Source organism: Stutzerimonas frequens, assembly GCF_024448335.1.
GTDB lineage: Bacteria > Pseudomonadota > Gammaproteobacteria > Pseudomonadales > Pseudomonadaceae > Stutzerimonas > Stutzerimonas frequens.
Genome location: NZ_JAMOHM010000023.1, coordinates 1 through 22,630, shown reverse-complemented (window position 1 = coordinate 22,630; position 22,630 = coordinate 1). Strand labels below are relative to the sequence as shown.

Sequence of the window (22,630 nt, the reverse complement as noted above, 5' to 3'; positions counted from 1 at the left end):
GGGCCTTCGGTGTAGCCGGATTCCATTTTCAGCATGAAGCCCTGGGCCCACTCCTCGGCCTTGGACTGGCCGTCCCCTGAACGGAAGTCACGGTTCATGTAGAAGTTGCGCAGTTCGACAGCGGCCTTGCTGTCTTCGATGAAAGCGGCGCTGGCGGGGTGGGTGGCGATCACTACGGCGCCGCCGCAGAGGATGTGGCAGAGGGATCTGTGGTGCAGTCGCATGGTATTTCCTCTTGTTGTTGTTTTTGGGCCGCTCTCGGGCGGCTACAGGGCATAGAGCGAAAGGCGTGCCAGTGGCGGAAGTAGCCGGGCTGTTCGGCTGGATGGCGCGTGCCAGAGCGCTTGCGCGTCGCATTGCCTTGGCTCGGGAGCGGCACGGGAAGCGTCCGGCTGGCTGGACATGTATGGCGCGCGGCCAGCTTTGGCGAGGCGGTGTCCAGCGCGGCGGACGGTTGGAGGAGGGCGCCGGCCGGGGAGCCGGCGCCGGTTCAGATGCTAGCGGGTGCCCTTGCGGCTCTGCACGCAGACGAAGCTCGTGGCGGCATTGACGTCGCCCTTGCCGACGTACTTCGGCCAGCCGGGGTATTCGCACAGCGGGCGGGTGCGGCCGGGCACGCCGACGCTGTCGGCAACGACCTGCCGGCGCGGCGCACGGCCCTGTTCGACCCAGTCTTCCAGTGCGCTCAGCGAATCCCAGGCGGCGTTGAACACGGTGCTGGCGGCGTGGCCGTAGCCGGGGATCTCGTAGTAGCGCAGGAAGCGCTGCGTCTTGCCCGGGCCCATGTCGCGGCGCACACGCTCGTAGTACTCGGCGGTGGCGCGGGTGCTCACCAGTTGGTCGGAGGTACCGTGGGCCATGAGGATCTTGCCGCCGTTGCGGGCGAATGCGGACAGGTCGGTCCGGTTGACGTCCTGGCGCAGCGACAGCTCGCTGATGCGCGCCTGCCACGGGCCGGGGTTCTGCGGGTCGAGGGTCAGCGAGTTGAAGGTGGGATTGCGCGTCACGAAGAAGCGCACCCATTCGTCCCAGAAGCCGGAATGGTAGGGCGCGCCCTCGGCGAAACCGGTGCCGTGCACGGGCATCGGGTAGCTCGGCTGCAGGGTGTTGAGGCCGAGGCGGTTGACCACCAGCTGCACGCCTTCACCCGGCCGGCCGAGGTCGGTGCCCCAGGTGTTGAAGCCAGGGTAGTGCGTCTCGCCGCTGGCCAGCGGGAAGTTGAAGCGGATCGGGCTGTTGAACACCCGCAGCGCCTGGATCTGCGCATCCGACAGGCAACGCTGCGAGGTGTCGGCACCGCCCGGGCAAAGCAGCGGTTTGCCGTTGAGCTTGGCGCGGGCCGGGTCGAACTTGGCATTGCACGCGGCCTGATGGCTGATCACGCCGTCGCGCACGCCGTCCAGCTCGTCACAGGCCTGCATCGAGGCTTCCAGCAGTGCGGCGCGTTTTTCCAGGCTGGGAAAGGCGCCGGGCTGGGCGAGGGCGCGGGTGATGCGGCCGAACTGCAGGTCCAGCGCCAGGGCGTTGTAGGCGGGGTAAAGGACGATGGCGCCGTGGAAGTCGGTCGGCCATTGCTGCACCACGGCCAGCGCCTCGCGGCCACCGGTGGAGCCACCGGCGAAATAGCTGCGCTCGGGCGTGGCGCCGTAGCGTTGTTCGATCAGGTAGACGGCGGTATCGCGGGTTTTCTTCAGCGCATCGTGGGCGTAGTTGGCCAGGGCTTCGTCGTTCCAGGCAAAGGAGCCGGGGCTCGCCGGGTCGGCGACGTGCCCGGAGTCGCTGCCGAACACCGCGTAGCCACGGCCGAGCGGCGTGGGTTGATCCAGCGGGCCGGCGGGGACGTTGCCGGCGACGTTCGGCACCGTGCCGTTGTAACCGCCGCCGCCGAACATCATCGCCTTGCGGTTCCATTGTTCCGGCAGCACCAGGCGCATGCGGATTGCCGGTGCGGCGGGATCGACCGGGCGAATCTCGGCGCTGACATCGCAATAGGCGCCGAACGTCTGCGGGGCGCTGCCGCCGGCGGCCACCGGGGTCGCCGCCGTGACGCGGGCGCCGCTGGTAGGCAGGCCGATGGCCTGGGCCGGGATCTCGCGGCCGAGCAGTTCGGTGCAGGTCGCCGCCTGGGCGGACTGACTGGCCAGCAGCGCCAGGGCGAGGGAGGCCAGAGGCAGGGAACAGCGCGCAAGCGAGTTGCAGGATGGATGCATCATTGAGGCTTTCCTTCTTCTTGTTTTCGGGCCGTGCGCCGGGTGGGCGCATAAGCGCTCAAGCCAATGACATGCCAGCGGACGGAAGGAAGGGAGAGCAGGCGATGGCCGGTCGCCGCGCTTGCGGCGAAGGCTCTGGCGCAGGGATCGGGTCGATAACGGGGAAGGTTGCGCGGGGTGCCTGGGGCTCAGGCGGGCGAGGCAGGATGTCCGGCGCGCTGGACGACTGTCCGCCGCGCCGGACACTCAGGTGGCTAGTTGTAGCGGCCGTTCAGCCCCCCGACGCTGTAGCGCCCGGCGCCGAGCAGCAGGATGGCCAGCGAGCCGAACAGGAACAGGCCCTGCAGTTCGATGGCCCAGCCGCCCATCGGCCCGATGTCGAACAGCTCGGCCCGGTGCGCCAGGGCGAGGGCGACGACCATGTTGCCCAGCATCAGCAGGGCGCCGAGGCGGGTATACAGGCCGACGATCACCAGCAGCGGGCCGACCACTTCGCCCAGGAACACGCCATAGGCGAGAAAGGCCGGCAGCCCCATGCCGGCCAGCATGCCGCCGATACCGTCCACGCCATGCAGCAGCTTGTGGATGCCATGCAGCAGCATCAGTACGCCGACCGAGAGCCTGAGAACGAGTTTGCCTGCATCGTCTGTCATCTTCGCGCATCCCAGTTGCGGCGCCGGGAGTCGGCGGCCCTGACTCCAATGTAGATCAGCCGCTGTGACATTGCCGCGTCGTCAACTATGGCTAAGCCGCGCGCTAGACCGCTCAGCGCTGGCTCAGGCCATGCTGCTGCAGCTTGCTGTAGAGACTGGCGCGGGAGATGCCGAGCTCCATGGCGGCGCGCCGACGGTTGCCCTTGCAGGCGACCAGTGCGCTCTGCAGGGCGCGCCGCTCGGCCTGGGCGATGGTCTGCGCCAGCGGTTGCAGCGGCAATTCTTCGCTCGGCGCAGCCTCGGTCGGCAGGGCAGCGCTTGGCGCGCTTGACGCATAGGCCGGCGCGTCGGCCGAGCGCGCCTGCTCGCCGAGCAGCGGTAGCAGGTGCGCAGCCTGCAGCTGCGGGCCGTCGGCGGACAGCTGCGCGCGCTCCAGCAGGTTGCCCAGCTCGCGCACGTTGCCGCGCCAGGGTTGCGCGCAGAGCAGCGCCAGCGCCTCGGGGCTCAGCTCCATCGGCGGCTGCCCGGAGCGGTTGGCGATATCGTCGAGCAGGTGCTCGACCACGGCGGGGATGTCGCTGGCGCGCTCGCGCAACGGCGGCACGCGCAGGGCCAGGACGTTGAGGCGGTAGTAGAGGTCGTCGCGGAACTGGCCGGCGGCGACCTTGGCTTCCAGGTCGATATGGGTCGCGGCGATCACCCGCACGTTGAGCGCCTTGACCTGGTTGGAGCCCAGCGGCTCGACCTCCTGCTCCTGCAGCACGCGCAGCAGCTTGGCCTGCAGCGGCAGCGGCAGGTCGCCGATCTCGTCGAGGAACAGCGTGCCGCCGTTGGCCACCTCGAACTTGCCGATGCGCGCCTTGCGGTCGGCACCGGTAAAGGCGCCGGGGGCGGTGCCGAACAGCTCGGCCTCCACCAGGCTTTCCGGAATCGCCGCGACATTGACCGCGACGAAGGGCCCGCGCGCCCGCGGCGAGAGGTTATGGATGCCCTGGGCCAGCAGCTCCTTGCCGGTGCCGGTCTCGCCACGCAGCAGCACCGTGGCATCGAGCTGCGCCGCACGCCGGGCCTGGCGCTTGATCTCACTGGCGGCCGGGCTGTTACCGATGAAGCCGGCGATGGTGTAGCGCGCCCGGCGGGCCTTGGCCAGTTCGTTCTGGGTAGCGACCAGCTGGGTCTGCAGGCTGGTGTACTTGGACATCAGCGGTTTGAGGTGGCGGGCGCGGTCGAACAGTACGAAGCCCAGCGCGCCGACCAGGGTGCCGCCCTCATCGCGCAGCGGAATGCGAGTGACGACGAAGTGTTCGTCGCCGAAGGCCATCAGGTCGATGATGCTCGGCAGGCCGCTTTCCACCACCTCGCGCAGGCGGCTGGCCGGCAGCACTTCCTCGATTTCCTTGCCGAGCACGCTGGACGGATCGCGAATGCCGACCTTCTCGGCGTACTTGTCGTTGATCCAGACGATGCGCGCCTGACGGTTGACCGCGATGGTGCCCTCGCACTGCGCGTTGAGATGGTCGAACAGCAGGGGCATGGCCACAGCCCGGAAGCGTTCCGGCGAAACGCCGACGATCAGGCCGTGGTTGTCGAGTGCGTCGCGGGCAATGCTCATGGGCAATCTGGGTCCGTGCTGGGGCGACCGATTATGGTTGGCGCCGGCTGCCTCGGGCAAGGCAACCGGAGGACGCTCAGGGCTGGGCATACACTTCGTTGGGCAGCCAGGTGGCCAGCGGGGCGAAATAGAACACCAGCGCCAGGCCGATCAGCTGGATGATGATGTACGGCAGCACGCCGAGGTAGACATCGCGGGTAGTGATGCCCGGTGGGCAGACGCCCTTGATGTAGAACAGCGCGAAGCCCACCGGCGGGGTGAGGAACGAGGTCTGCAGGCAGAGCGCGAAGAGGATCGCGAACCACAGCGGATCGACGCCCATGGAGAACAGCACCGGTGCCACCAGCGGCAGGATGATCAGGGTGATCTCCACCCAGTCGAGGAAGAACCCCAGCAGGAAGGTGATTGCCAAGACTGTGAGCAGCACGCCGGTCTGGCCGAACGGCAGCCCGGTCAGCGCCGCGCGGATCACGTCGTCGCCACCCAGGCCGCGCAGGACGGCGGCGAATACCGTGGCGCAGATGAAGATGCCGAAGATGAATGCGGCGGTGCGGCTGGTCTGGTACAGCGCATCCTTGAGCACCGGCAGACTCAATCGGCGGCTGGCCGCGGCCATCAGCAAGGCACCGAAGGCGCCGACCGCCGAAGCCTCGGTGGTGGTGGCGATGCCGAAGAAGATCGAGCCGAGCACGGCGAAGATCAGCGCCAGCGGCGGCACCACGGCCCAGAACACGTCGAGCAGGGCACGGGCGTCGAGCTTCTGCCGGTTGACCGGGGCCGGGGCGAAATCTTTTTTCAGCCAGGCGGTGATGACGATGTACAGCACGTACATCAGCGCCAGCATCATTCCCGGAATCAGCGCGCCCATGAACAGCTTGCCCACCGAGGCTTCCGAAGTGCCGAGGCGGTCGGCCATCAGTACCAGCATGATGCTCGGCGGGATGAGGATGCCCAGCGTGCCCACCGAGCAGGCGGTGCCCACCGCCAGGCTCTTGTTGTAATTGGCCTGCAGCATCGGCCCGATGGAAAGCATGCCGAGCAGCGCTACCGAGGCGCCGACGATGCCGGTGGAGGCGGCGAGCAGGATGCCGACCACCACCACCGTCACCGCATAGCCGCCGCGCAGCGGGCCGAGCACACGCACCAGGCTGTGCATCAGGCGTTCTGCGATGCCGGAGCGGTCGAGCATGATGCCCATGAAGATGAACAGCGGCAGGGCGACCATCAGCTCGTTGGCGACGATGCCGTAGATGCGCGCGTCGAGCACGCCGATGGTGCCGTCCCAGGTAAACCAGAGATTGGCGTCGAAGTGTTCGACCAGCACATAGCCGACCACGGCGAACAGCAGGCCGATGCCGGCCAGCGACCAGGCGACCGGGAAGCCGAGCAGCAGCAGGCCCATGAAGCTGGCGAACATGGCGATGACGAGGATTTCTTCCAGACCCATGATTGCGACTACTCCATCAGGGCTGCGAACGAGTGCGGTCGCGCTCGTCCGAGGGGGCCGTCAGGGCCCGCGGGAAATTGAACAGCAGGGTGCTGCAGCGCAGCGCGCGGGACAGCAGGGCCAGCGCTACCAGGGCGAGGCCGATGGGCAGCACACTCTTGAAGATGAAGCGATGGGGCAGCCCGCTGGGCGCCTGGGAGCGCTCGTTGTAGAGGTAGGCCTTGTAGGCGTAGGGAATCAGCGCATCGATCATCAGCGCGATCACCGGCAGGGCCAGCAGCACGATGGCGACCAGCTCGATCCAGGCGCGACCGTGCAGACTGAAGCGTTCGCTCAGCACGTCGACGCGCACATGGTCGTCGCGCACCACGGCATAGGCGAGGGCAAGCATCAGCGCGGCGCCGAACAGGTGCCAGGACAGTTCCTCCAGCGCGATGGAGCCGCGGGAGAGGACGAAACGGCTGAACACATTGGTCAGCACGACCAGCAGAACCGCCAGCCAGAGCCAGGCGCTGGACTGGCCGATGGCGACCAGCAGGCGATCCAGCGGCCGCGAGATGCGGTTGTACGGCAGCGCGTCGGGCGCTGGCGCATCGGGAGAGACGGGCTTGAAGGACACGGCGGACCTCGAAATCTCGACACAGGTGATGAACGCGGGCACGTCGCCGTGCCCGCTGCCTTAGGCGCAGCTGTCAGTCGTACTTGTAGAAGTCGCGCGGCAGGTAGCCCATGCCGTGCCAGATCGAGTGGTGCTGCATGAACTCACGCTGGCTGGTCAGCACGCGCTTGAACATCTCGTCCTTGGCGGCCATCTCGTCGAGCACCTCGTCGGTGACCTTTTGCAGCTCGCGCAGTACCGGCTCAGGCAGCACCTGGGCCTTCACGCCCTGCTTCTGATAGTCACGCAGCGCGGTCGGCTGGGCCCACTCGCTTTCGGCAAAGCCCTTGAGGGTGGCCGATTCGCAACCCATCTCGATGAGTGCGCGGCTTTCCGGCGCGAGCTTGTCCCAGACGTCCTTGTTCACCAGCAGGTGCGAGGTGGTCAGCGTCTGATGCCAGCCGGGCATGATGTAGTTCTTGATGATCTGGTCCAGGCCCAGCATCTTGTCCACCGCCGGCTGCGAGAACTCGGTGGCGTCGATGGTCTTGCGCTCCAGCGCCTGGTAGATCTCGCCGCCCGGCACCATGGTCACCGAGGCGCCGAGCTTTTCCAGCACCTTGCCGCCGATACCGGCGAAGCGGATGCGCAGGCCGTCGAAGTCGTCCAGCTTCTCGATGGGCTTGGCGAACCAGCCGGCGCCTTCCGGGCCGATGATGCTGCACAGCATCGGGTGGATATTGCGCTCGGCGTAGATCTCCTCCAGCAGCTTCTTGCCATCGCCCTGGTAGTACCAGGCCAGGTGCGCCGGCGGCTCCATGTTGAACGGCGCGCCGGAGTACAGCGGCAGGGCCGGGATGGTGCCCTGGTCGTAGCCGATCCAGGTGTAGCCGGCCGGGTACTTGCCGCTGCTCACCGCATCCATGATCTCGAACGGCGGCACCAGCTCGCCCGGCTCGTAGTAGCGCAGCTGGATATCGCCGCCGGACACCGCCTTGAGCGATTCGGAGAGGTGCTTGACCGGAGTGGAGAGGCCGATCAGGTGCGAGGGGAAGGCCAGCGGCACCTGCCAGCGGATCTTTTCCGCGGCGCTGGCGACGCCACTGAGCAGGCTGGCGCCGAGCAGGGTGGTGGCACCGATGGCGCAGGCGATACGGGAGAGTTTGTTCTTGGTCGACATGCAGGTTTCCTTCTTGTTGTTGTTCTGGTGCCCGAGGGCGGACGCGTAACCGCCCGTGGGTCGAGGGCGTTAACAGGCCAGAACAAGAACAGAGGCCGAGCCGATGCTGCCGATCCGGCGCCAGTCTTGTTCTTTGGTTTGTTCTGGCGTCGCGGGGTGGATTGCAGGTTCTGTGCCTATCACTCGCGATCGAGGAAAGGCGCGGTCTGTAGCGACATTCGGATACCCGCAGGGCGATAGCGGTGTCCGCTGCGGCAGACACTGCTCAGGTGAACATGCGGCGGGTCCGGAATTCTGGAACATGTCCAGTTCCATGGACATCCGCAATGGCTGACTGCTGGACAAACAAAATCCGGCGTTGCGCGGGGCGCGACGCCGGATGAGAGGAGTAAAGCGGAGGGCGTGCGATCAGCTGGCCGCTTGCTTGGCCAATGTGCTTTCCAGGGCGCTGCGGCAGCGCTCTTCGGCGGTGTCCAGCTCCAGCTGCATCTGCTGGATGTCGAGCAGCTGCTGCTCCAGCTGCTGGCGCCGCTCGGCGATCATCTGCAGCATGATGTTCAGCTGCTTCTGGTTGCCGGCCTTGGGGTCGTAGAGCTCAATCAGGGTCTTGCATTCGGCCAGCGAGAAGCCGATGCGCTTGCCGCGCAGGATGAGCTTCAGCGCGACGCGATCCTTGGGTGAGTAGATGCGTTCCTGACCGCGACGGGTCGGGGTGAGCATGCCCTGCTCTTCATAGAAGCGGATGGCGCGGGTGGTGATGTCCAGCTCGTTGGCCAGGTCGGAAATGCTGTAGGTCTGTTTAGCCATGATTCCTTCCGATCATCCTCTGTCGCGCCCGGTGATCCGGGCGCGTATGTCTGCCCCGCGCCGTGTGCTTAGGGGCGTTCGACTGCCAAGGCTACTCCCTGGCCACCACCGATGCACAGTGTCGCCAGGCCCTTGCGAACGTCGCGGCGCTGCATCTCGTGCAGCAGGGTCACCAGGATACGGCAGCCCGAGGCGCCGATCGGGTGGCCGAGGGCGATGGCGCCGCCGTTCACGTTGACCTTATCGGCATCCCAGCCCAATTCCTTACCCACCGACAGCGCCTGCACGGCGAAGGCTTCGTTGGCTTCGATCAGGTCCAGCTCGGCCAGCGTCCAGCCGGCCTTTTCCAGGCAGCGGCGGGTTGCGGTGACCGGACCGATACCCATGATCGCCGGGTCGACGCCGGCGTTGGCGTAGCCGGCGATCTTGGCCAGCACCGGCAGGCCGAGGGCCTCGGCCTTGCTGGCGCTCATCAGCACCACTGCGGCGGCGCCGTCGTTGAGGGTCGAGGCGTTGCCGGCGGTGACGCAGCCGTCCTTCTTGAAGGCCGCACGCAGGCCGCCGAGGGATTCTGCGGTGGTGCCGGCGCGGGGCTGTTCGTCGCGGGTGAAGGCGAGCGGGTCGCCCTTGCGCTGCGGAATCATGACCGGGGTGATCTCGGCATCGAAGCGGCCGCTTTCGATGGCCGCCGCGGCACGCTGCTGCGACTGCGCGGCGAAGGCGTCCTGCTGGGCGCGGTCGATGCCGTACTTGTCGGCCAGGTTCTCCGCGGTAATGCCCATGTGGTAGTCGTTGAAGGCATCCCACAGGCCATCGGTGATCATGGTGTCGACGATCTGCGCGTGGCCCATGCGCAGGCCGGTGCGCGCGCCGGGCATGACGTAGGGCGCCAGGCTCATGTTCTCCATGCCGCCGGCGATGACCACGTCGGCATCGCCACAGCGGATCGCCTGCACGGCCAGATGCACGGCCTTGAGGCCCGAGCCGCAGACCTTATTCAGCGTCATGGACGGTACGGCGTGGGGCAGGCCGGCCTTGATCGAGGCCTGGCGCGCGGTGTTCTGCCCGGCGCCGGCGGTGAGCACGTGGCCGAGGATGACTTCATCGACCTGGGCCGGGTCGATGCCGGTCTTTTCCAGCAGGGCGCGGATCACGGTGGCGCCCAGTTCGACTGCCGGCACATTGGCCAGCGAGCCCTGGAAACTGCCGATGGCGGTGCGGGTTGCAGCTACGATGACGACGTCTTGCATGACGGACTCCGAATAAAAAGGCGCCACGCCGGGGCGTAACGCGAGGACCAGGCACGCGGCCTGGCTCCGGGAAAGGGTGCCCTCGAACGACAGGGGGCAAGCCGTTGGTCAGCGCGCTGGCAGACCGGTCGATGCCGCAGTATACGGGCGCCTGGGTGACTGGCCAGTGCTGGCGCGCCGCCGGCTCGGGGCGTTCGGGGCAGGCGGGAAGACGCAGCGGGCAAGGGGTGCTCCGGCGTCATTCCCGCACTCGGGCTTCAGCGCTGGATCGGGCTGCCGGTGGCCTCTTGCAGCTCCTCGAAGCTGACGCCTTCGGCCAGTTCCACCAGCTTCAGGCCCTGCTCGGTGACGTCCAGTACGCCGAGGTCGGTGATGATCCGGTCGACCACGCCGAGGCCGGTCAGTGGCAGGTCGCAAGCCGGCAGGATCTTGTGCGCGCCGCCCTTGGCGGTGTGCTCCATCAGCACCACGACGCGCTTGACGCCGGCTACCAGGTCCATCGCGCCGCCCATGCCCTTGACCATCTTGCCGGGGATCATCCAGTTGGCCAGGTCGCCCTTTTCCGACACCTGCATGGCGCCGAGGATGGCCAGGTTGATGTGGCCGCCGCGGATCATGGCGAAGCTCTGCGCGTTGTCGAAGAAGCTCGAGCCGGGCAGGGCGGTGACGGTCTGCTTGCCGGCGTTGATCAGGTCCGGGTCGATCTCTTCCTCGGTCGGGAAGGGGCCGATGCCGAGCAGGCCGTTCTCGCTCTGCAGCCAGACGTCCATGCCTTCGGGGATGTAGTTGGCCACCAGGGTCGGCAGGCCGATACCGAGGTTGACGTAGAAGCCGTCCTGCAGCTCCTGCGCGGCGCGTTGCGCCATCTGTTCACGTGTCCAGGCCATGGTCTCAGCTCCTCACCGTGCGTTTTTCGATGCGTTTTTCCGGGTTCGGGTTGTGCACGATGCGATGCACATAGATGCCCGGCAGGTGGATCTGGTCCGGGTCCAGCTCGCCGGTCTCGACGATCTCCTCCACCTCGACGACGCAGACCTCGCCGGCCATCGCTGCCAGCGGGTTGAAGTTGCGCGCGGTCTTGCGAAACAGCAGGTTGCCGGCCTTGTCAGCCTTCCATGCCTTGACCAGGGCCACGTCCGCGGTCAGCGATTCTTCCATCACGTACCACTCGCCGTTGAACTGGCGGGTTTCCTTGCCCTCGGCCACCAGGGTGCCGTAGCCGGTCCTGGTGTAGAACGCCGGGATACCCGCGCCGCCGGCACGCAGCTTCTCGGCCAGGGTGCCTTGCGGGGTGAACTCCAGGGCCAGCTCGCCGGCCAGGTACTGGCGCTCGAACTCCTTGTTCTCACCCACGTAGGAGGAAATCATCTTGCTGATCTGCCGCGTCTCCAGCAGCAGGCCGAGACCGAAGCCGTCGACGCCGGCGTTGTTGCTGATGGCAGTCAGGTCTTTCTTGCCGCTGTCGCGCAGGGCGGCGATCAGCTGCTCGGGGATGCCGCACAGGCCGAAGCCGCCGACGGCGATGGTCATGCCGTCCTCGACCAGGCCTTCCAGGGCGTGGGCGGCGCTGGGGTAAATCTTGTTCATGAATTACCTCTACTTGTTGTTCTGTCCGTGCCGGGCGCTACCTGAACGGCCGCCCGACGAATAGGGTTTAGCAAGAACGGTGCCGCTAACCGGCCTGCCTGGCGCGGGCGACCCGCGAACCGTTGGCGCGCCCCAGCAGCTGGCTGATGCGCTGGCCGGCGGCGATCAGTGCATCGAGGTCGATGCCGGTGGCTATGTCCAGCCCGTTGAACATGTACAGCACGTCTTCGCTGGCGACATTGCCGCTGGCGCCTTTGGCGTAAGGGCAACCGCCGAGGCCGGCGACCGAGCTGTCGAATACGGTGATGCCTTCCAAGAGGCTCGCATAGATATTCGCCAGCGCCTGGCCGTAGGTGTCGTGGAAATGCCCGGCCAACCGTTCGCGCGGTACTTCGCGGGCCACGGTATCGAACAGGGTACGGGTCTTGCCCGGTGTGCCGGTGCCGATGGTGTCGCCCAGGGAAACCTCGTAGCAGCCCATGGCATACAGCTCGCGGGCCACTTCGGCGACCTTGGCTGGCGATACCTCACCCTCGTAAGGGCAGCCGAGCACGCAGGAAACGTAGCCACGCACGCGAATGTCGTGCTCGCGGGCAGCCTCCATCAAAGGCGCGAAGCGTGCCAGGCTCTCGGCGATGGAGCAGTTGATGTTCTTCTGCGAGAAAGCTTCGGAGGCCGCACCGAACACCGCGACTTCCTTCACGCCGGCCTCGATGGCCGCCTCCAGGCCCTTCATGTTCGGCGTCAGCGCCGCGTAAGTGACCCCGGCCTTGCGCTGGATCTGCGCGAAGACTTCGGCGGAGCCCGCCATCTGCGGCACCCACTTGGGCGAGACGAAGCTGCCGACTTCGATATAGGACAGCCCGGCGGCGCTCAGGTCGTCGACCAGACGCACCTTGTCCGCCACGCTGATCGGCTGCTGCTCGTTCTGCAGACCGTCACGCGGGCCGACTTCCACCAGCCGGACCTGTTTGGGCAGGCTCATATGTCCTCCAGGGGGTGAACGCTTAGCGAGCCTTCACCCGTGTCGTTGAATTGTGGCGCTGCTGGTGGGCTAAAGCCCACCCTACGAAACCTGCACGCGTCCACCGTAGGGTGGGCTTCAGCCCACCGATGTCGCCGTGTGTCAGCCGAGGCGTCCTACCGGTGGAAAAGCCTGCGGCGTTTTCCACCCTACGGCCCTGCGTTCGTGCGTGGATGGACAACGGCGCAGCCTTGTCCATCCTTCAAACCTCTTCCATCTCCAGCAGCACCGCGCCTTCGCTGACCATTTCGCCTTCGTTGCAGAACAGGCTCTTGACCACGCCAGCCTGGGCGCTGCGGATGCTGTGTTCCATCTTCATCGCTTCCAGCACGATCAGCGCGGTACCGGCTTCGACATGCTGACCGGCCTCTACCAGTACACGCACGATGCTGCCGTTCATCGGTGCGGTCAGGCCGCCGTGATGCTGGTGGCTGGCCTCGGCTTCGGCGATGGGGTCGAAGGCGCGCACGGCCAGCCATTCGCCGTTCCACTGCAGGTACAGTGCATCGCCCTGGCGGATCGCCCTGGGCGTGCGGGCGCTCTGCTGCGGCGCTGTCGGGTCGACCTTCAGCCGGCGGCTCTCGCCATTGCACTGCAGATGCAGGCTGATCTGCGCCGGCATGCCGAAACGCAGCCCGTCGCGTTTGGACCACGGCGAATGGGCATCGTCGTCGCGAACCGAGGTTGGCTCGCTCTGTACGAAGCACTCGGCAGCCTGTTGCCAGAAGGCATCGGACAGCTCGCCGGCCGGACGCAGCAGTTCGCTTTCGTGGCGCGGGATAAAGCCGGTATCCAGCTCGGCCTCGGCAAAGGCGCGATGGCCGACGACGCGGCGCAGGAACGCGAGGTTGGTGCGCACGCCGCCGACGGCAGTCTCGTCGAGCATGGCCAAGAGGCGCAGGCGCGCTTCCTCGCGGTTCTCACCCCAGGCGATCAGCTTGCCGAGCATCGGATCGTAGAACGGTGACACGGTATCGCCCTCGGCGACGCCGCTGTCGACGCGACGGCCCGGACCATCCGCGGCTTCACGGTAGAGCTCGAGGGTGCCGGTGGCGGGGAGGAAATCGTTGTCCGGGTCCTCGGCGTACAGCCGTACCTCGATGGCATGGCCGATCAGCGGCACCTGCTCCTGGCTGATCGGCAGCGGTTCGCCGCGGGCGACGCGAATCTGCCATGCGACCAGGTCGAGGCCGGTGATGGCCTCCGTGACCGGGTGCTCGACCTGCAGACGGGTGTTCATTTCCATGAAGAAGAATTCGCCACGGGCATCCAGCAGGAATTCCACGGTGCCGGCGCCGACGTAGCCGATGGCCTTGGCCGCCTTCACCGCGGCTTCGCCCATGGCACGGCGCAGCTCGGGGGAAAGGCCGGGGGCAGGGGCCTCTTCGACCACCTTCTGATGGCGGCGCTGGATCGAGCAGTCGCGCTCGTTCAGGTACAGGCAGTTGCCGTGCTGGTCGGCGAAGACCTGGATTTCCACATGGCGCGGCTTGAGCACGTATTTCTCGACCAGCATGCGCGAATCGCCGAACGACGACTGCGCCTCGCGCTGCGCGGACGCCAGCGCCTCGGCCAGGTCCGCCTCGCGCTCGACCACCTTCATGCCCTTGCCGCCGCCACCGGCGGTGGCCTTGAGCAGCACCGGGTAGCCGATCTTTTCCGCGGCAGCACGGAAGGTTTCCACGTCCTGCGCTTCGCCGTGGTAGCCCGGTACCAGCGGCACGCCGGCTTCTTCCATCAGCGCCTTGGCGGCGGACTTGCTGCCCATGGCGTCGATGGCGGAGGCGGGTGGGCCGAGGAAGACCAGCCCGGCCTGTTCGATGGCGCGGGCGAACTCGGCGTTCTCCGAGAGGAAGCCGTAGCCCGGGTGGATCGCCTGGGCGCCGCTGGCCTTGGCCGCCTCGATCAGCTTGTCGATGCGCAGGTAGCTCTCGGCCGGCTTGGCGCCGCCCAGGTCGATGCGGATATCGGCCTCGCGGGCATGGCGCGCGCTGGCATCGATGGCGCTGTGCACCGCAACGGTGGTCAGGCCCATGGCCTTGGCGGTGCGCATCACGCGGCAGGCGATCTCGCCGCGGTTGGCGACCAGCAGGGTATCGATATGGCGATTCATCACTTCTTCTCCTGCCAGGCGGGCGTGCGTTTTTCCAGAAAGGCGCTTAGGCCTTCCTGACCTTCCGGGCTGGTGCGCAGGCGCGCGATGGCCTGTTCGGTGGTCTGGCGCAGGTCGGCGCTGAAATCGCCATCGCCCACTTCCAGCAGCAGGTCCTTGCAGGCCTTGAGCGCCTGCGGGCTGTTGAGCAGCAGGTTGTCGACCCATTGCTCCAGCGCGGCGTCCAGCTCGCTGGCCGGGTAGGTTTCTGCGAGCAGGCCAAGTTCGCGGGCACGTGTGCCGTCGAAGCGTTCGGCGGTCAGCGCGTAGCGGCGGGTGGCGCGCTCGCCGATGGCCTTGACCACGTACGGGCTGATCACCGCCGGTGCCAGGCCGATGCGGACTTCCGACAGGCAGAACAGTGCGTCGCGGGCGCCGATGGCCATGTCGCAGCAGGCGATCAGCCCCAGCGCGCCGCCAAAGGCCGCGCCCTGTACCACGGCCAGGGTCGGCTGCGGCAGCTGGTAAAGGCGCTGCATCAGCTCGCCGAGTTCGTGGGCGTCAGCCAGGTTCGCCTGGTAGTCGAGTTTGGCCGACTCGCGCATCCAGCCCAGATCCGCGCCAGCAGAGAAATGCTTGCCGCGCCCGCGCAGGATGAGGAAGCGGATGCCCGCATCGTCCTGCACCTGGGCCAGCGCTGCGTTCAGTTCGCCGATCACCTGGGCGTCGAAGGCATTGTTCTTGTCCGCGCGGTTGAGCCAGAGGGTGGCCACGCCGCGCGCGTCTTTGTTCAGTTCGATGGTCTGGAAATCGGTCATCTCGGCATCCTCGATGCGACTGCAGGCGCCGGCGCGCTCGGCTGCCGGCGGCACGGATTACATGCGGAATACGCCGAAGCGGGTCGGCTCGATCGGCGCGCTCAACGCGGCGGACAGCGCCAGCCCCAGCACTTCGCGGGTCTGCGCCGGGTCGATCACGCCGTCGTCCCACAGCCTCGCGCTGGAGTAATAGGGATGGCCCTGGCGCTCGTACTGTTCGAGGATCGGCTGCTTGATGGCGGCTACCTCGTCGTCGCCGAGGCTCTTGCCGGCGCGTTCGCTTTGCTCCTGCTTGACCTGCGCCAGTACCCCGGCGGCCTGTTCGCCACCCATCACCGCGATGCGTGCGTTAGGCCACATCCAGAGGAAGCGCGGGTCGTAGGCGCGCCCGCACATGCCGTAGTTGCCGGCACCGAAGCTGCCGCCGATGAGCACGGTGAACTTCGGTACCTGGGCGCAGGCCACCGCGGTGACCAGCTTGGCGCCGTGCTTGGCGATGCCGCCGGCCTCGTATTTCTGCCCGACCATGAAGCCGGTGATGTTCTGCAGGAACAGCAGCGGAATGCCGCGCTGGCAGGCCAGTTCGATGAAGTGCGCGCCTTTCTGCGCCGCCTCGGCGAAGAGAATGCCGTTGTTGGCGAGGATGGCGATCGGGTAGCCGTGCAGATGGGCGAAGCCGCAGACCAGGGTGGTGCCGAACAGCGCCTTGAATTCATCGAACTCACTGCCGTCCACCAGCCGCGCGATCACCTCGCGGACATCATAGGGCTGCTTGGCCTGCGCCGGGATCACGCCGTACAGCTCGTCGGCGGCATACAGCGGTGCGCGCGGTTCGCGGGTCTGCAGCTGGCCGAGCTTGCGCCAGTTGAGGTTGGCCACGCAGCGGCGGGCGATGGAAAGGGCGTGCTCGTCGTTCTCGGCGTAGTGGTCGGCGACGCCCGAGGTCTTGCAGTGCACGTCGGCGCCGCCCAGTTCCTCGGCGGTTACCACTTCGCCGGTGGCAGCCTTCACCAACGGCGGGCCGGCGAGAAAGATGGTCGCCTGGTTGCGCACCATGATGGTTTCGTCGGCCATCGCCGGCACATAGGCGCCGCCGGCAGTGCAGGAGCCCATCACCACAGCGATCTGCGGGATGCCCATGGCGCTCATGTTGGCCTGGTTGAAGAAGATGCGGCCGAAGTGCTCGCGGTCCGGGAACACCTCGTCCTGTCGCGGCAGGTTGGCGCCGCCGGAGTCCACCAGGTAGATGCAGGGCAGGCGGTTCTCGCGGGCGACGGTCTGCGCGCGCAGGTGCTTCTTTACGGTCAGCGGGTAGTAGGTGCCGCCTTTCACGGTGGCGTCGTTGGCGATGATCATGCACTCGACGCCTTCGACGCGGCCGATTCCGGCCACCACGCCGGCAGCAGCGACGTCTTCGCCATAGACCTCATGAGCGGCCAGCGGCGCGAGTTCGAGAAAGGCCGAGCCGGCGTCGAGCAGGGTATCGATGCGCTCGCGCACCAGGAGCTTGCCGCGTGAGACATGGCGCTGCTGGGCGGTGGCGCCGCCGCCTTCGCTGACGCGACCGAGCAGGGCTCGCAGGTTGTTCACCTGTTCGAGCATCGCCGCGCTGTTGGCGGCGAACTCCGGCGAACGGGTATTGATCTGGGTGTGCAGGATGGCCATGGTTGGCTCCGTTCAATTCCATCATGGATGGCTCTGCCATCCACCGACTGCGGTGGAAAACGCTTCGCGGTTTTCCACCCTACGAGGGTTGGGCGTTGTTCCGCCCGCAGCTCACCTGGATTCGTTGAACAGCTCGCGGCCGATCAGCATCCGGCGGATCTCGCTGGTGCCAGCGCCGATCTCGTAGAGCTTGGCGTCACGCAGCAGGCGGCCGGTGGGGAATTCGTTGATATAGCCGTTGCCACCGAGGATCTGGATCGCCTGCAGGGCCATCTGCGTGGCGTTTTCGGCGGTATAGAGGATCACCCCGGCGGCGTCCTTGCGGGTGGTCTCGCCACGGTCGCAGGCCTGGGCGACGGCGTAGAGATACGCGCGACTGGCGTTGAGCTGGGTGTACATGTCCGCCACCTTGCCCTGGATGAACTGGAACTCGCCGATGCTCTGGCCGAACTGCTTGCGGTCGTGGATGTAGGGCACCACCACGTCGAGGCAGGCCTGCATGATCCCGGTCGGGCCGCCGGCCAGTACCACGCGCTCGTAATCCAGGCCGCTCATCAGCACCTTGACGCCGCCGTTCTCGACGCCGAGCACGTTCTCTTCCGGCACCTCGACGTCATCGAAGAACAGCTCGCAGGTGTTGGAGCCACGCATGCCGAGCTTGTCGAACTTGTTGCCGCGGGAGAAACCTTTCCAGTCGCGCTCGACGATGAACGCGGTGATGCCATGCGGACCCTTGTCCAGGTCGGTCTTGGCGTAGATCACATAGGTGTTGGCGTCCGGGCCGTTGGTGATCCAGGTCTTGCTGCCGTTGAGCACGTAGCGGTCGCCGCGCTTTTCGGCGCGCAGCTTCATGGAGACCACGTCGGAGCCGGCATTCGGCTCGCTCATGGCCAGCGCGCCGACGTGTTCGCCGCTGATCAGCTTGGGCAGGTAGCGGGCCTTCTGCTCGGGGTTGCCGTTGCGGTTGATCTGGTTCACGCACAGGTTGGAGTGGGCGCCGTAGGAGAGGGCGACCGAGGCCGAGCCGCGGCTGATCTCTTCCATCGCCACCACGTGGGCCAGGTAGCCGAGGCCGGCGCCGCCGTATTCCTCGGAGACGGTCACGCCGAGCAGACCCATCTCGCCGAATTTCTTCCACATGTCGGCCGGGAACAGGTTGTCCTGGTCGATGGCCTCGGCGCGCGGCGCCAGCTCGGCGGCGACGAAGGCCTGGACCTGCTCGCGCAGCATGTCGATGGTTTCACCGAGGGCGAAATTGAGGCTGGAGTAGTTCATGGGGCCACCTGCTTGTCTTGTAATTGTTCTGTGTTCAGAGAATTCGTGCATCCGGCGGGTTCCGGCCGGCGCTCCGGTCGCAGCCTGAGCGCCTTCGGGAACTGGCTGCTCGCTGCTTTACGTTAACGTAAAGGTCCGCCAGCGGTCTGTCAACATGCCAGCGGGCGGCGTTCTGCAAGCATAGGTGCACGGCAAGGGCGGTGCCGCCGGACATGGAAGCCGCGGGTGGTGTTTCGTCGGCGGTCGGGCACTCGGCTCGACGCGGGCGGGACTAAACAGGCAATGGTCGGAGCGCCGGCCTGTCATCGACGAGGAATCCATGCCCCGTATCGGCTTCGCCTGCATGTATCGCCATCCGCAACAGAGCCTCTCGCTGAAGGAACTGGAGCGCATCGAGCGCACCTTTAACCCGCGCAGCACCACGCTGCGCTGGATGGCCTCGGCGGGGCGCGAGGCGGCCGAAGCGAAGCTCGAGGAGATCGTCGAGCACAACCTGAACGCCCAGCGGGTGTTGCTCGAATACGTTGCCACGTTGCCGCCGATGCTGCGCATGTTGCGGCTGTCCAGCGACCTGCTGCCGTTCTACAGCCATGCCGAGATCGCGCCGTTCTACCGCCGCGCCGAAATGCAGAGCCGCCTCGAGGCGGGTTTCGCCGCGATCGGCGAGCTGGCGCGGGCCCACGACATCCGCCTGTCGATGCATCCCGGCCAGTACTGCGTGCTGGGGTCGGACAAGCCGCAAGTGGTGGAGAACAGCCTGGCGGAATTCGAGTACCACGCCGACATGATCCGCATGATGGGTTATGGCCGGCGCTTTCAGGACTTCAAATGCAACCTGCATATCGCCGGGCGGCTCGGCGCCGAGGGCGTGCGTGCCGTGTGGCCGCGCCTGTCGGCCGAGGCGCGCCAGTGCATCACCTTCGAGAACGACGAAAAGACCTATGGCCTGGACGACTGCCTGAGCCTCGCGGACCTCGCGCCGGTGGTGCTGGACATCCATCACTGCTGGATTCACGAGGGCCGCTACATCGAGCCGGACGACCCGCGCATCGAGCGTGTTCTGGAAAGCTGGCGCGGCGTGCGGCCCACCATGCACTACTCGCAGCCGCCGGAGCGCCTGATGGAGCTGGGCTTCGCGCCGGAGCGGAAGCTGGAAATCCCCGAGTTGCTGGAGCAGGTCAGCAAGCGCGACCTCTATGCGCACAGCAAGCGCATGTGGAACCGCTGGACGAATCGCTATGCGTTTCAGTTTCTGGACCGCTTCGACATCATGCTCGAAGCCAAGGACAAGAACCTCGCTGCGCTTGACTTCCATCACGAGTACCAGCACGAAAGTACCTGACGGTGCCGTGGCCGGCCGATGCGGTTATAGCCTCGGCTCGTTCTGGTGGGCTGAAGCCCACCCTACAACGGTGCCGTGATGCCTGCTGCACCGTAGTGGTTCGACTGGCTACGATCTCCCAGTAGGGTGGGCTTTAGCCCACCAAGGCGCACCGCAGTTTCCGTGAGAGGAAAGCACATCAGCGAGGCGCGCCACTAAGGCTGCAGCCAGGTTGCACGTCGGCAATGCTGGCCATTTGGCTATGTGCTGTCCCTCGACTTTCGCCTACTCCGCGGCATGTTGTCACTTGGTTACCTTTACGTTAACGTAATCGTGACCTAGGGTGACTGTCAGCAGCGCCAGCGCCCTTGCGAGCACGCCTCATAACAAACATAAGACTGAGGAAATCGTCATGAGTCTTCCGAGCTATACCTGCGGACCGCAGAGCAAACCCCTGTTGCCCATGACCATCGGCGCGGCGTTCGACCGTACCGTGGAGCGCTTCCCCCAGCGTGAGGCCCTGGTGGTGCGCCATCAGCAGCTGCGTTACACCTGGGCGGAACTGGCGGAGGCGGTGGACCGTTGCGCGCGTGGCCTGCTGGCCCTCGGACTGCAAGCTGGCGAACGAGTGGGCATCTGGTCGCCGAACAATGCCCAGTGGTGCATCACCCAGTTCGCCACCGCGAAGATCGGCGTGGTGCTGGTCAACATCAATCCCGCCTACCGCCTCAGCGAACTCGAGTACGCCTTGAAGCAGTCCGGCTGCCGCTGGCTGATCTGCGCCGATGCCTTCAAAACGTCCGATTACCACGCCATGCTCCACGAGCTGCTGCCGGAGCTGGAAAGCGCCGCCGTCGGGGCCCTGCAGAGCCATATGCTGCCCGAGCTGCGCGGCGTGATCAGCCTGTGCGATAAGCCGGTGGACGGCATGCTGCAGTGGCAGGCGCTGATGGAGATGGCCGAGCAGGTCGGCCCCGAGCAGCTGCGCCAGTGCGGCGAGCGCCTGCAGTTCGACGACCCCATCAACATCCAGTACACCTCCGGCACCACGGGCTTCCCCAAGGGCGCCACGCTCAGCCACTACAACATCCTCAACAACGGCTACATGGTCGGCGAGAGCCTCAGGCTGACCGAGCACGACCGCCTGGTGATCCCGGTGCCGCTGTACCACTGCTTCGGCATGGTCATGGGCAACCTCGGCTGCGTCACCCACGGCACCACGATGATCTACCCGAGCGCCGCCTTCGAGCCCCTGGCCGCGTTGCAGGCGGCGGCCGAGGAAAAGGCCACCGGCATGTACGGCGTGCCGACCATGTTCATCGCCATGCTCGACCATCCGGAGCGCCAGTCGCTGGACCTGAGCAGCCTGCGCACCGGCATCATGGCCGGTTCCACCTGCCCGATCGAAGTGATGAAGCGCGTCATCGACGACATGCACCTGGCCGAAATGCAGATCGCCTACGGCATGACCGAAACCAGCCCGGTCTCCACCCAGACCAGTGCCGACGACGACCTGGAACGCCGCGTCACCAGCGTCGGCCGCACCCAGCCGCACCTGGAAAGCAAGATCGTCGACGAGCACGGCGCGGTAGTGCCGCGCGGGCAGATCGGCGAACTCTGCACCCGCGGCTACAGCGTGATGCTCGGCTACTGGAACAACCCGGATGCCACCCGCGAGGCCATCGACGGCGCGCGCTGGATGCACACCGGTGACCTCGCGGTGATGGACGACGAGGGCTACATCAAGATCGTCGGCCGCAACAAGGACATGATCATCCGCGGCGGCGAGAACGTGTACCCGCGCGAGATCGAGGAATTCCTCTTCACCCATCCGGCGGTGGCCGACGTGCAGGTGATCGGCGTGCCGGACAGCAAGTTCGGCGAGGAGATCGTCGCCTGGGTCAAGCTGCACCCGGGCCATCAGGTCGAGGCCGAGGCGCTGCGCGAGTTCTGCAAGGGCCGCATTGCCCACTTCAAGACGCCGCGGCACATCAAGTTCGTCGACGAGTTCCCGATGACCATCAGCGGCAAGGTCCAGAAGTTCCGCATGCGCGAGATCAGCGTGGTCGAGCTGGGCATCAGCGAACAGCACTGACTGGCACCGGCCGGGTTCGCCCGGCCGGCCATTCGCTCATCCGAAATGGAGCTTTCCATGGCGCTGCCTACTACTCAGTCGATCAGCCGTTTTCCGCTGCCCGACAGCCTCGACACACTGCCCTGCGACCTGCGCGAGCGGATTCTTGCCGTGCAGGAAAAGGCCGGTTTCATTCCCAACGTGTTTCTCATGCTGGCCCATCGGCCGGCGGAGTTTCGCGCCTTCTTCGCCTATCACGATGCGCTGATGGAGCGCGAAGCGGACAGCCTGACCCAGGCCGAGAAGGAGATGATCGTGGTCGCGGTCAGCGCCGACCACGGCTGCCTGTATTGCGTGGTTGCCCATGGCGCGATCCTGCGCATCCTCGCCAAGGACGCGCAGCTGGCGGACCAGATCGCCGTCAATTACCGCACCGCGCCGATCTCCGAACGCCAGCGCACGATGCTCGACTTCGCCCTGCACCTGGCCGCCGGCCGCGGCGTGCTGGACGACGCCTGGCAGGCGCGCCTGGAGGCTCAGGGATTCAGCCTCGATGACATCTGGGACATCGGCGCCATCGCCGGACTGTTCGGCCTTTCCAACCGCCTGGTGTCCATGGCGCGCACCCCGCCCAACGACGAGTTCTATCTGCTGGGCCGCGTGCCCAGGAGCCCCGCGCGCTGAGCGCGAGCACCGCATTACCGCATGAGGTGGTAATCCGAGCCCGAGCAGTTCGCAGTCGGGCTCAACAGCTGCATCAACGATCACAACAACAAGAGAGAAAGCTATGCAACTGAAACCAGCAAGCCGGACCTTCCTGCTTTCCAGCCTGGCAGCAGCCATTCTGGGCATGTCCAACACGGCCTCGGCCGCCTTCATCGAAGACAGCAAGGCCGCTGTCGAACTGCGCAACTTCTACATGAACCGTGACTTCCGCTCCGGCACCGGCCAGTCCAAGGCCGAGGAGTGGGCCCAGGGCTTCATCCTGAAAATGGAATCCGGCTACACCGAAGGACC

The 22,630-nt window shown here is 66.4% G+C and carries 20 protein-coding genes; 4 read left to right on the top strand and 16 right to left on the bottom strand.

Annotation, left to right across the window (positions count from 1 at the left end; translation table 11 throughout):
* From NAO55_RS20660 to NAO55_RS20585, 16 genes are all read right to left on the bottom strand, one after another.
* Positions 1-224, bottom strand: a 224-nt coding sequence (locus tag NAO55_RS20660; RefSeq protein WP_256070305.1) for an OprD family outer membrane porin, incomplete at its 3' end; no start/stop codon positions are given.
* Positions 225-497: 273 nt separating this feature from the next.
* Entirely contained in the window at positions 498-2,213 is a 1,716-nt protein-coding gene (locus NAO55_RS20655) for a tannase/feruloyl esterase family alpha/beta hydrolase (RefSeq protein ID WP_102839707.1), read from the bottom strand.
* Between the two features lie 251 nt (positions 2,214-2,464).
* A complete protein-coding gene (locus tag NAO55_RS20650; protein ID WP_011914299.1) occupies positions 2,465-2,863 on the bottom strand; it encodes a DoxX family protein in 399 nt (132 codons plus the stop codon).
* 112 nt (positions 2,864-2,975) lie between these two features.
* Positions 2,976-4,475, bottom strand: a complete 1,500-nt coding sequence (locus tag NAO55_RS20645) for a sigma-54 interaction domain-containing protein (protein ID WP_102839708.1) — start codon at positions 4,473-4,475, stop codon at positions 2,976-2,978.
* Between the two features lie 76 nt (positions 4,476-4,551).
* Entirely contained in the window at positions 4,552-5,922 is a 1,371-nt protein-coding gene (locus tag NAO55_RS20640) for a TRAP transporter large permease (protein ID WP_102839709.1), read from the bottom strand.
* A gap of 16 nt (positions 5,923-5,938) precedes the next feature.
* Positions 5,939-6,541 (bottom strand): TRAP transporter small permease subunit, encoded by a 603-nt coding sequence (locus tag NAO55_RS20635; RefSeq protein WP_102839710.1) that lies wholly within the window; start codon positions 6,539-6,541, stop codon positions 5,939-5,941.
* 73 nt (positions 6,542-6,614) lie between these two features.
* Positions 6,615-7,700 carry a TRAP transporter substrate-binding protein gene (locus NAO55_RS20630; RefSeq protein WP_003299010.1) on the bottom strand — a complete coding sequence of 362 codons (1,086 nt, stop codon included), beginning with the start codon at positions 7,698-7,700 and terminating at the stop codon, positions 6,615-6,617.
* A 408-nt stretch (positions 7,701-8,108) separates the two neighbouring features.
* A complete protein-coding gene (locus NAO55_RS20625) occupies positions 8,109-8,507 on the bottom strand; it encodes a MerR family transcriptional regulator (protein ID WP_014597531.1) in 399 nt (132 codons plus the stop codon).
* A gap of 68 nt (positions 8,508-8,575) precedes the next feature.
* Entirely contained in the window at positions 8,576-9,757 is a 1,182-nt protein-coding gene (locus tag NAO55_RS20620; RefSeq protein WP_102839711.1) for an acetyl-CoA C-acetyltransferase, read from the bottom strand.
* 257 nt (positions 9,758-10,014) lie between these two features.
* Positions 10,015-10,644, bottom strand: coding sequence for a CoA transferase subunit B (locus NAO55_RS20615; RefSeq protein ID WP_042923651.1), 630 nt, complete (start codon positions 10,642-10,644; stop codon positions 10,015-10,017).
* Positions 10,645-10,648: 4 nt separating this feature from the next.
* On the bottom strand, positions 10,649-11,344 hold the full coding sequence (locus NAO55_RS20610) for a CoA transferase subunit A (RefSeq protein ID WP_102839712.1): 696 nt from the start codon (positions 11,342-11,344) through the stop codon (positions 10,649-10,651).
* An 85-nt stretch (positions 11,345-11,429) separates the two neighbouring features.
* Complete coding sequence (locus NAO55_RS20605; protein ID WP_102839713.1) at positions 11,430-12,329, bottom strand: hydroxymethylglutaryl-CoA lyase; 900 nt, start codon at positions 12,327-12,329, stop codon at positions 11,430-11,432.
* 241 nt (positions 12,330-12,570) lie between these two features.
* Complete coding sequence (locus tag NAO55_RS20600) at positions 12,571-14,481, bottom strand: acetyl/propionyl/methylcrotonyl-CoA carboxylase subunit alpha (protein ID WP_102839714.1); 1,911 nt, start codon at positions 14,479-14,481, stop codon at positions 12,571-12,573.
* Entirely contained in the window at positions 14,481-15,278 is a 798-nt protein-coding gene (locus NAO55_RS20595) for a gamma-carboxygeranoyl-CoA hydratase (protein WP_041771981.1), read from the bottom strand. Before NAO55_RS20595 ends, NAO55_RS20600 begins: the two co-directional genes overlap by 1 nt.
* 57 nt (positions 15,279-15,335) lie before the next feature.
* Entirely contained in the window at positions 15,336-16,943 is a 1,608-nt protein-coding gene (locus NAO55_RS20590; RefSeq protein ID WP_102839715.1) for a carboxyl transferase domain-containing protein, read from the bottom strand.
* A 111-nt stretch (positions 16,944-17,054) separates the two neighbouring features.
* Positions 17,055-18,218, bottom strand: a complete 1,164-nt coding sequence (locus NAO55_RS20585; RefSeq protein WP_102839716.1) for an isovaleryl-CoA dehydrogenase — start codon at positions 18,216-18,218, stop codon at positions 17,055-17,057.
* A gap of 319 nt (positions 18,219-18,537) precedes the next feature.
* Here NAO55_RS20585 and NAO55_RS20580 point away from each other — a divergent pair, with 319 nt between their 5' ends.
* The 4 genes from NAO55_RS20580 to NAO55_RS20565 all read left to right on the top strand — a co-directional run.
* Entirely contained in the window at positions 18,538-19,560 is a 1,023-nt protein-coding gene (locus NAO55_RS20580; protein WP_102839717.1) for an apurinic/apyrimidinic endonuclease family protein, read from the top strand.
* Between the two features lie 391 nt (positions 19,561-19,951).
* Positions 19,952-21,634 carry an AMP-binding protein gene (locus NAO55_RS20575; RefSeq protein ID WP_102839718.1) on the top strand — a complete coding sequence of 561 codons (1,683 nt, stop codon included), beginning with the start codon at positions 19,952-19,954 and terminating at the stop codon, positions 21,632-21,634.
* A 57-nt stretch (positions 21,635-21,691) separates the two neighbouring features.
* On the top strand, positions 21,692-22,297 hold the full coding sequence (locus NAO55_RS20570) for a peroxidase-related enzyme (protein ID WP_013983783.1): 606 nt from the start codon (positions 21,692-21,694) through the stop codon (positions 22,295-22,297).
* A gap of 166 nt (positions 22,298-22,463) precedes the next feature.
* Positions 22,464-22,630 (top strand): OprD family outer membrane porin (locus tag NAO55_RS20565; protein WP_439794662.1); only part of this gene is annotated, 167 nt, incomplete at its 3' end.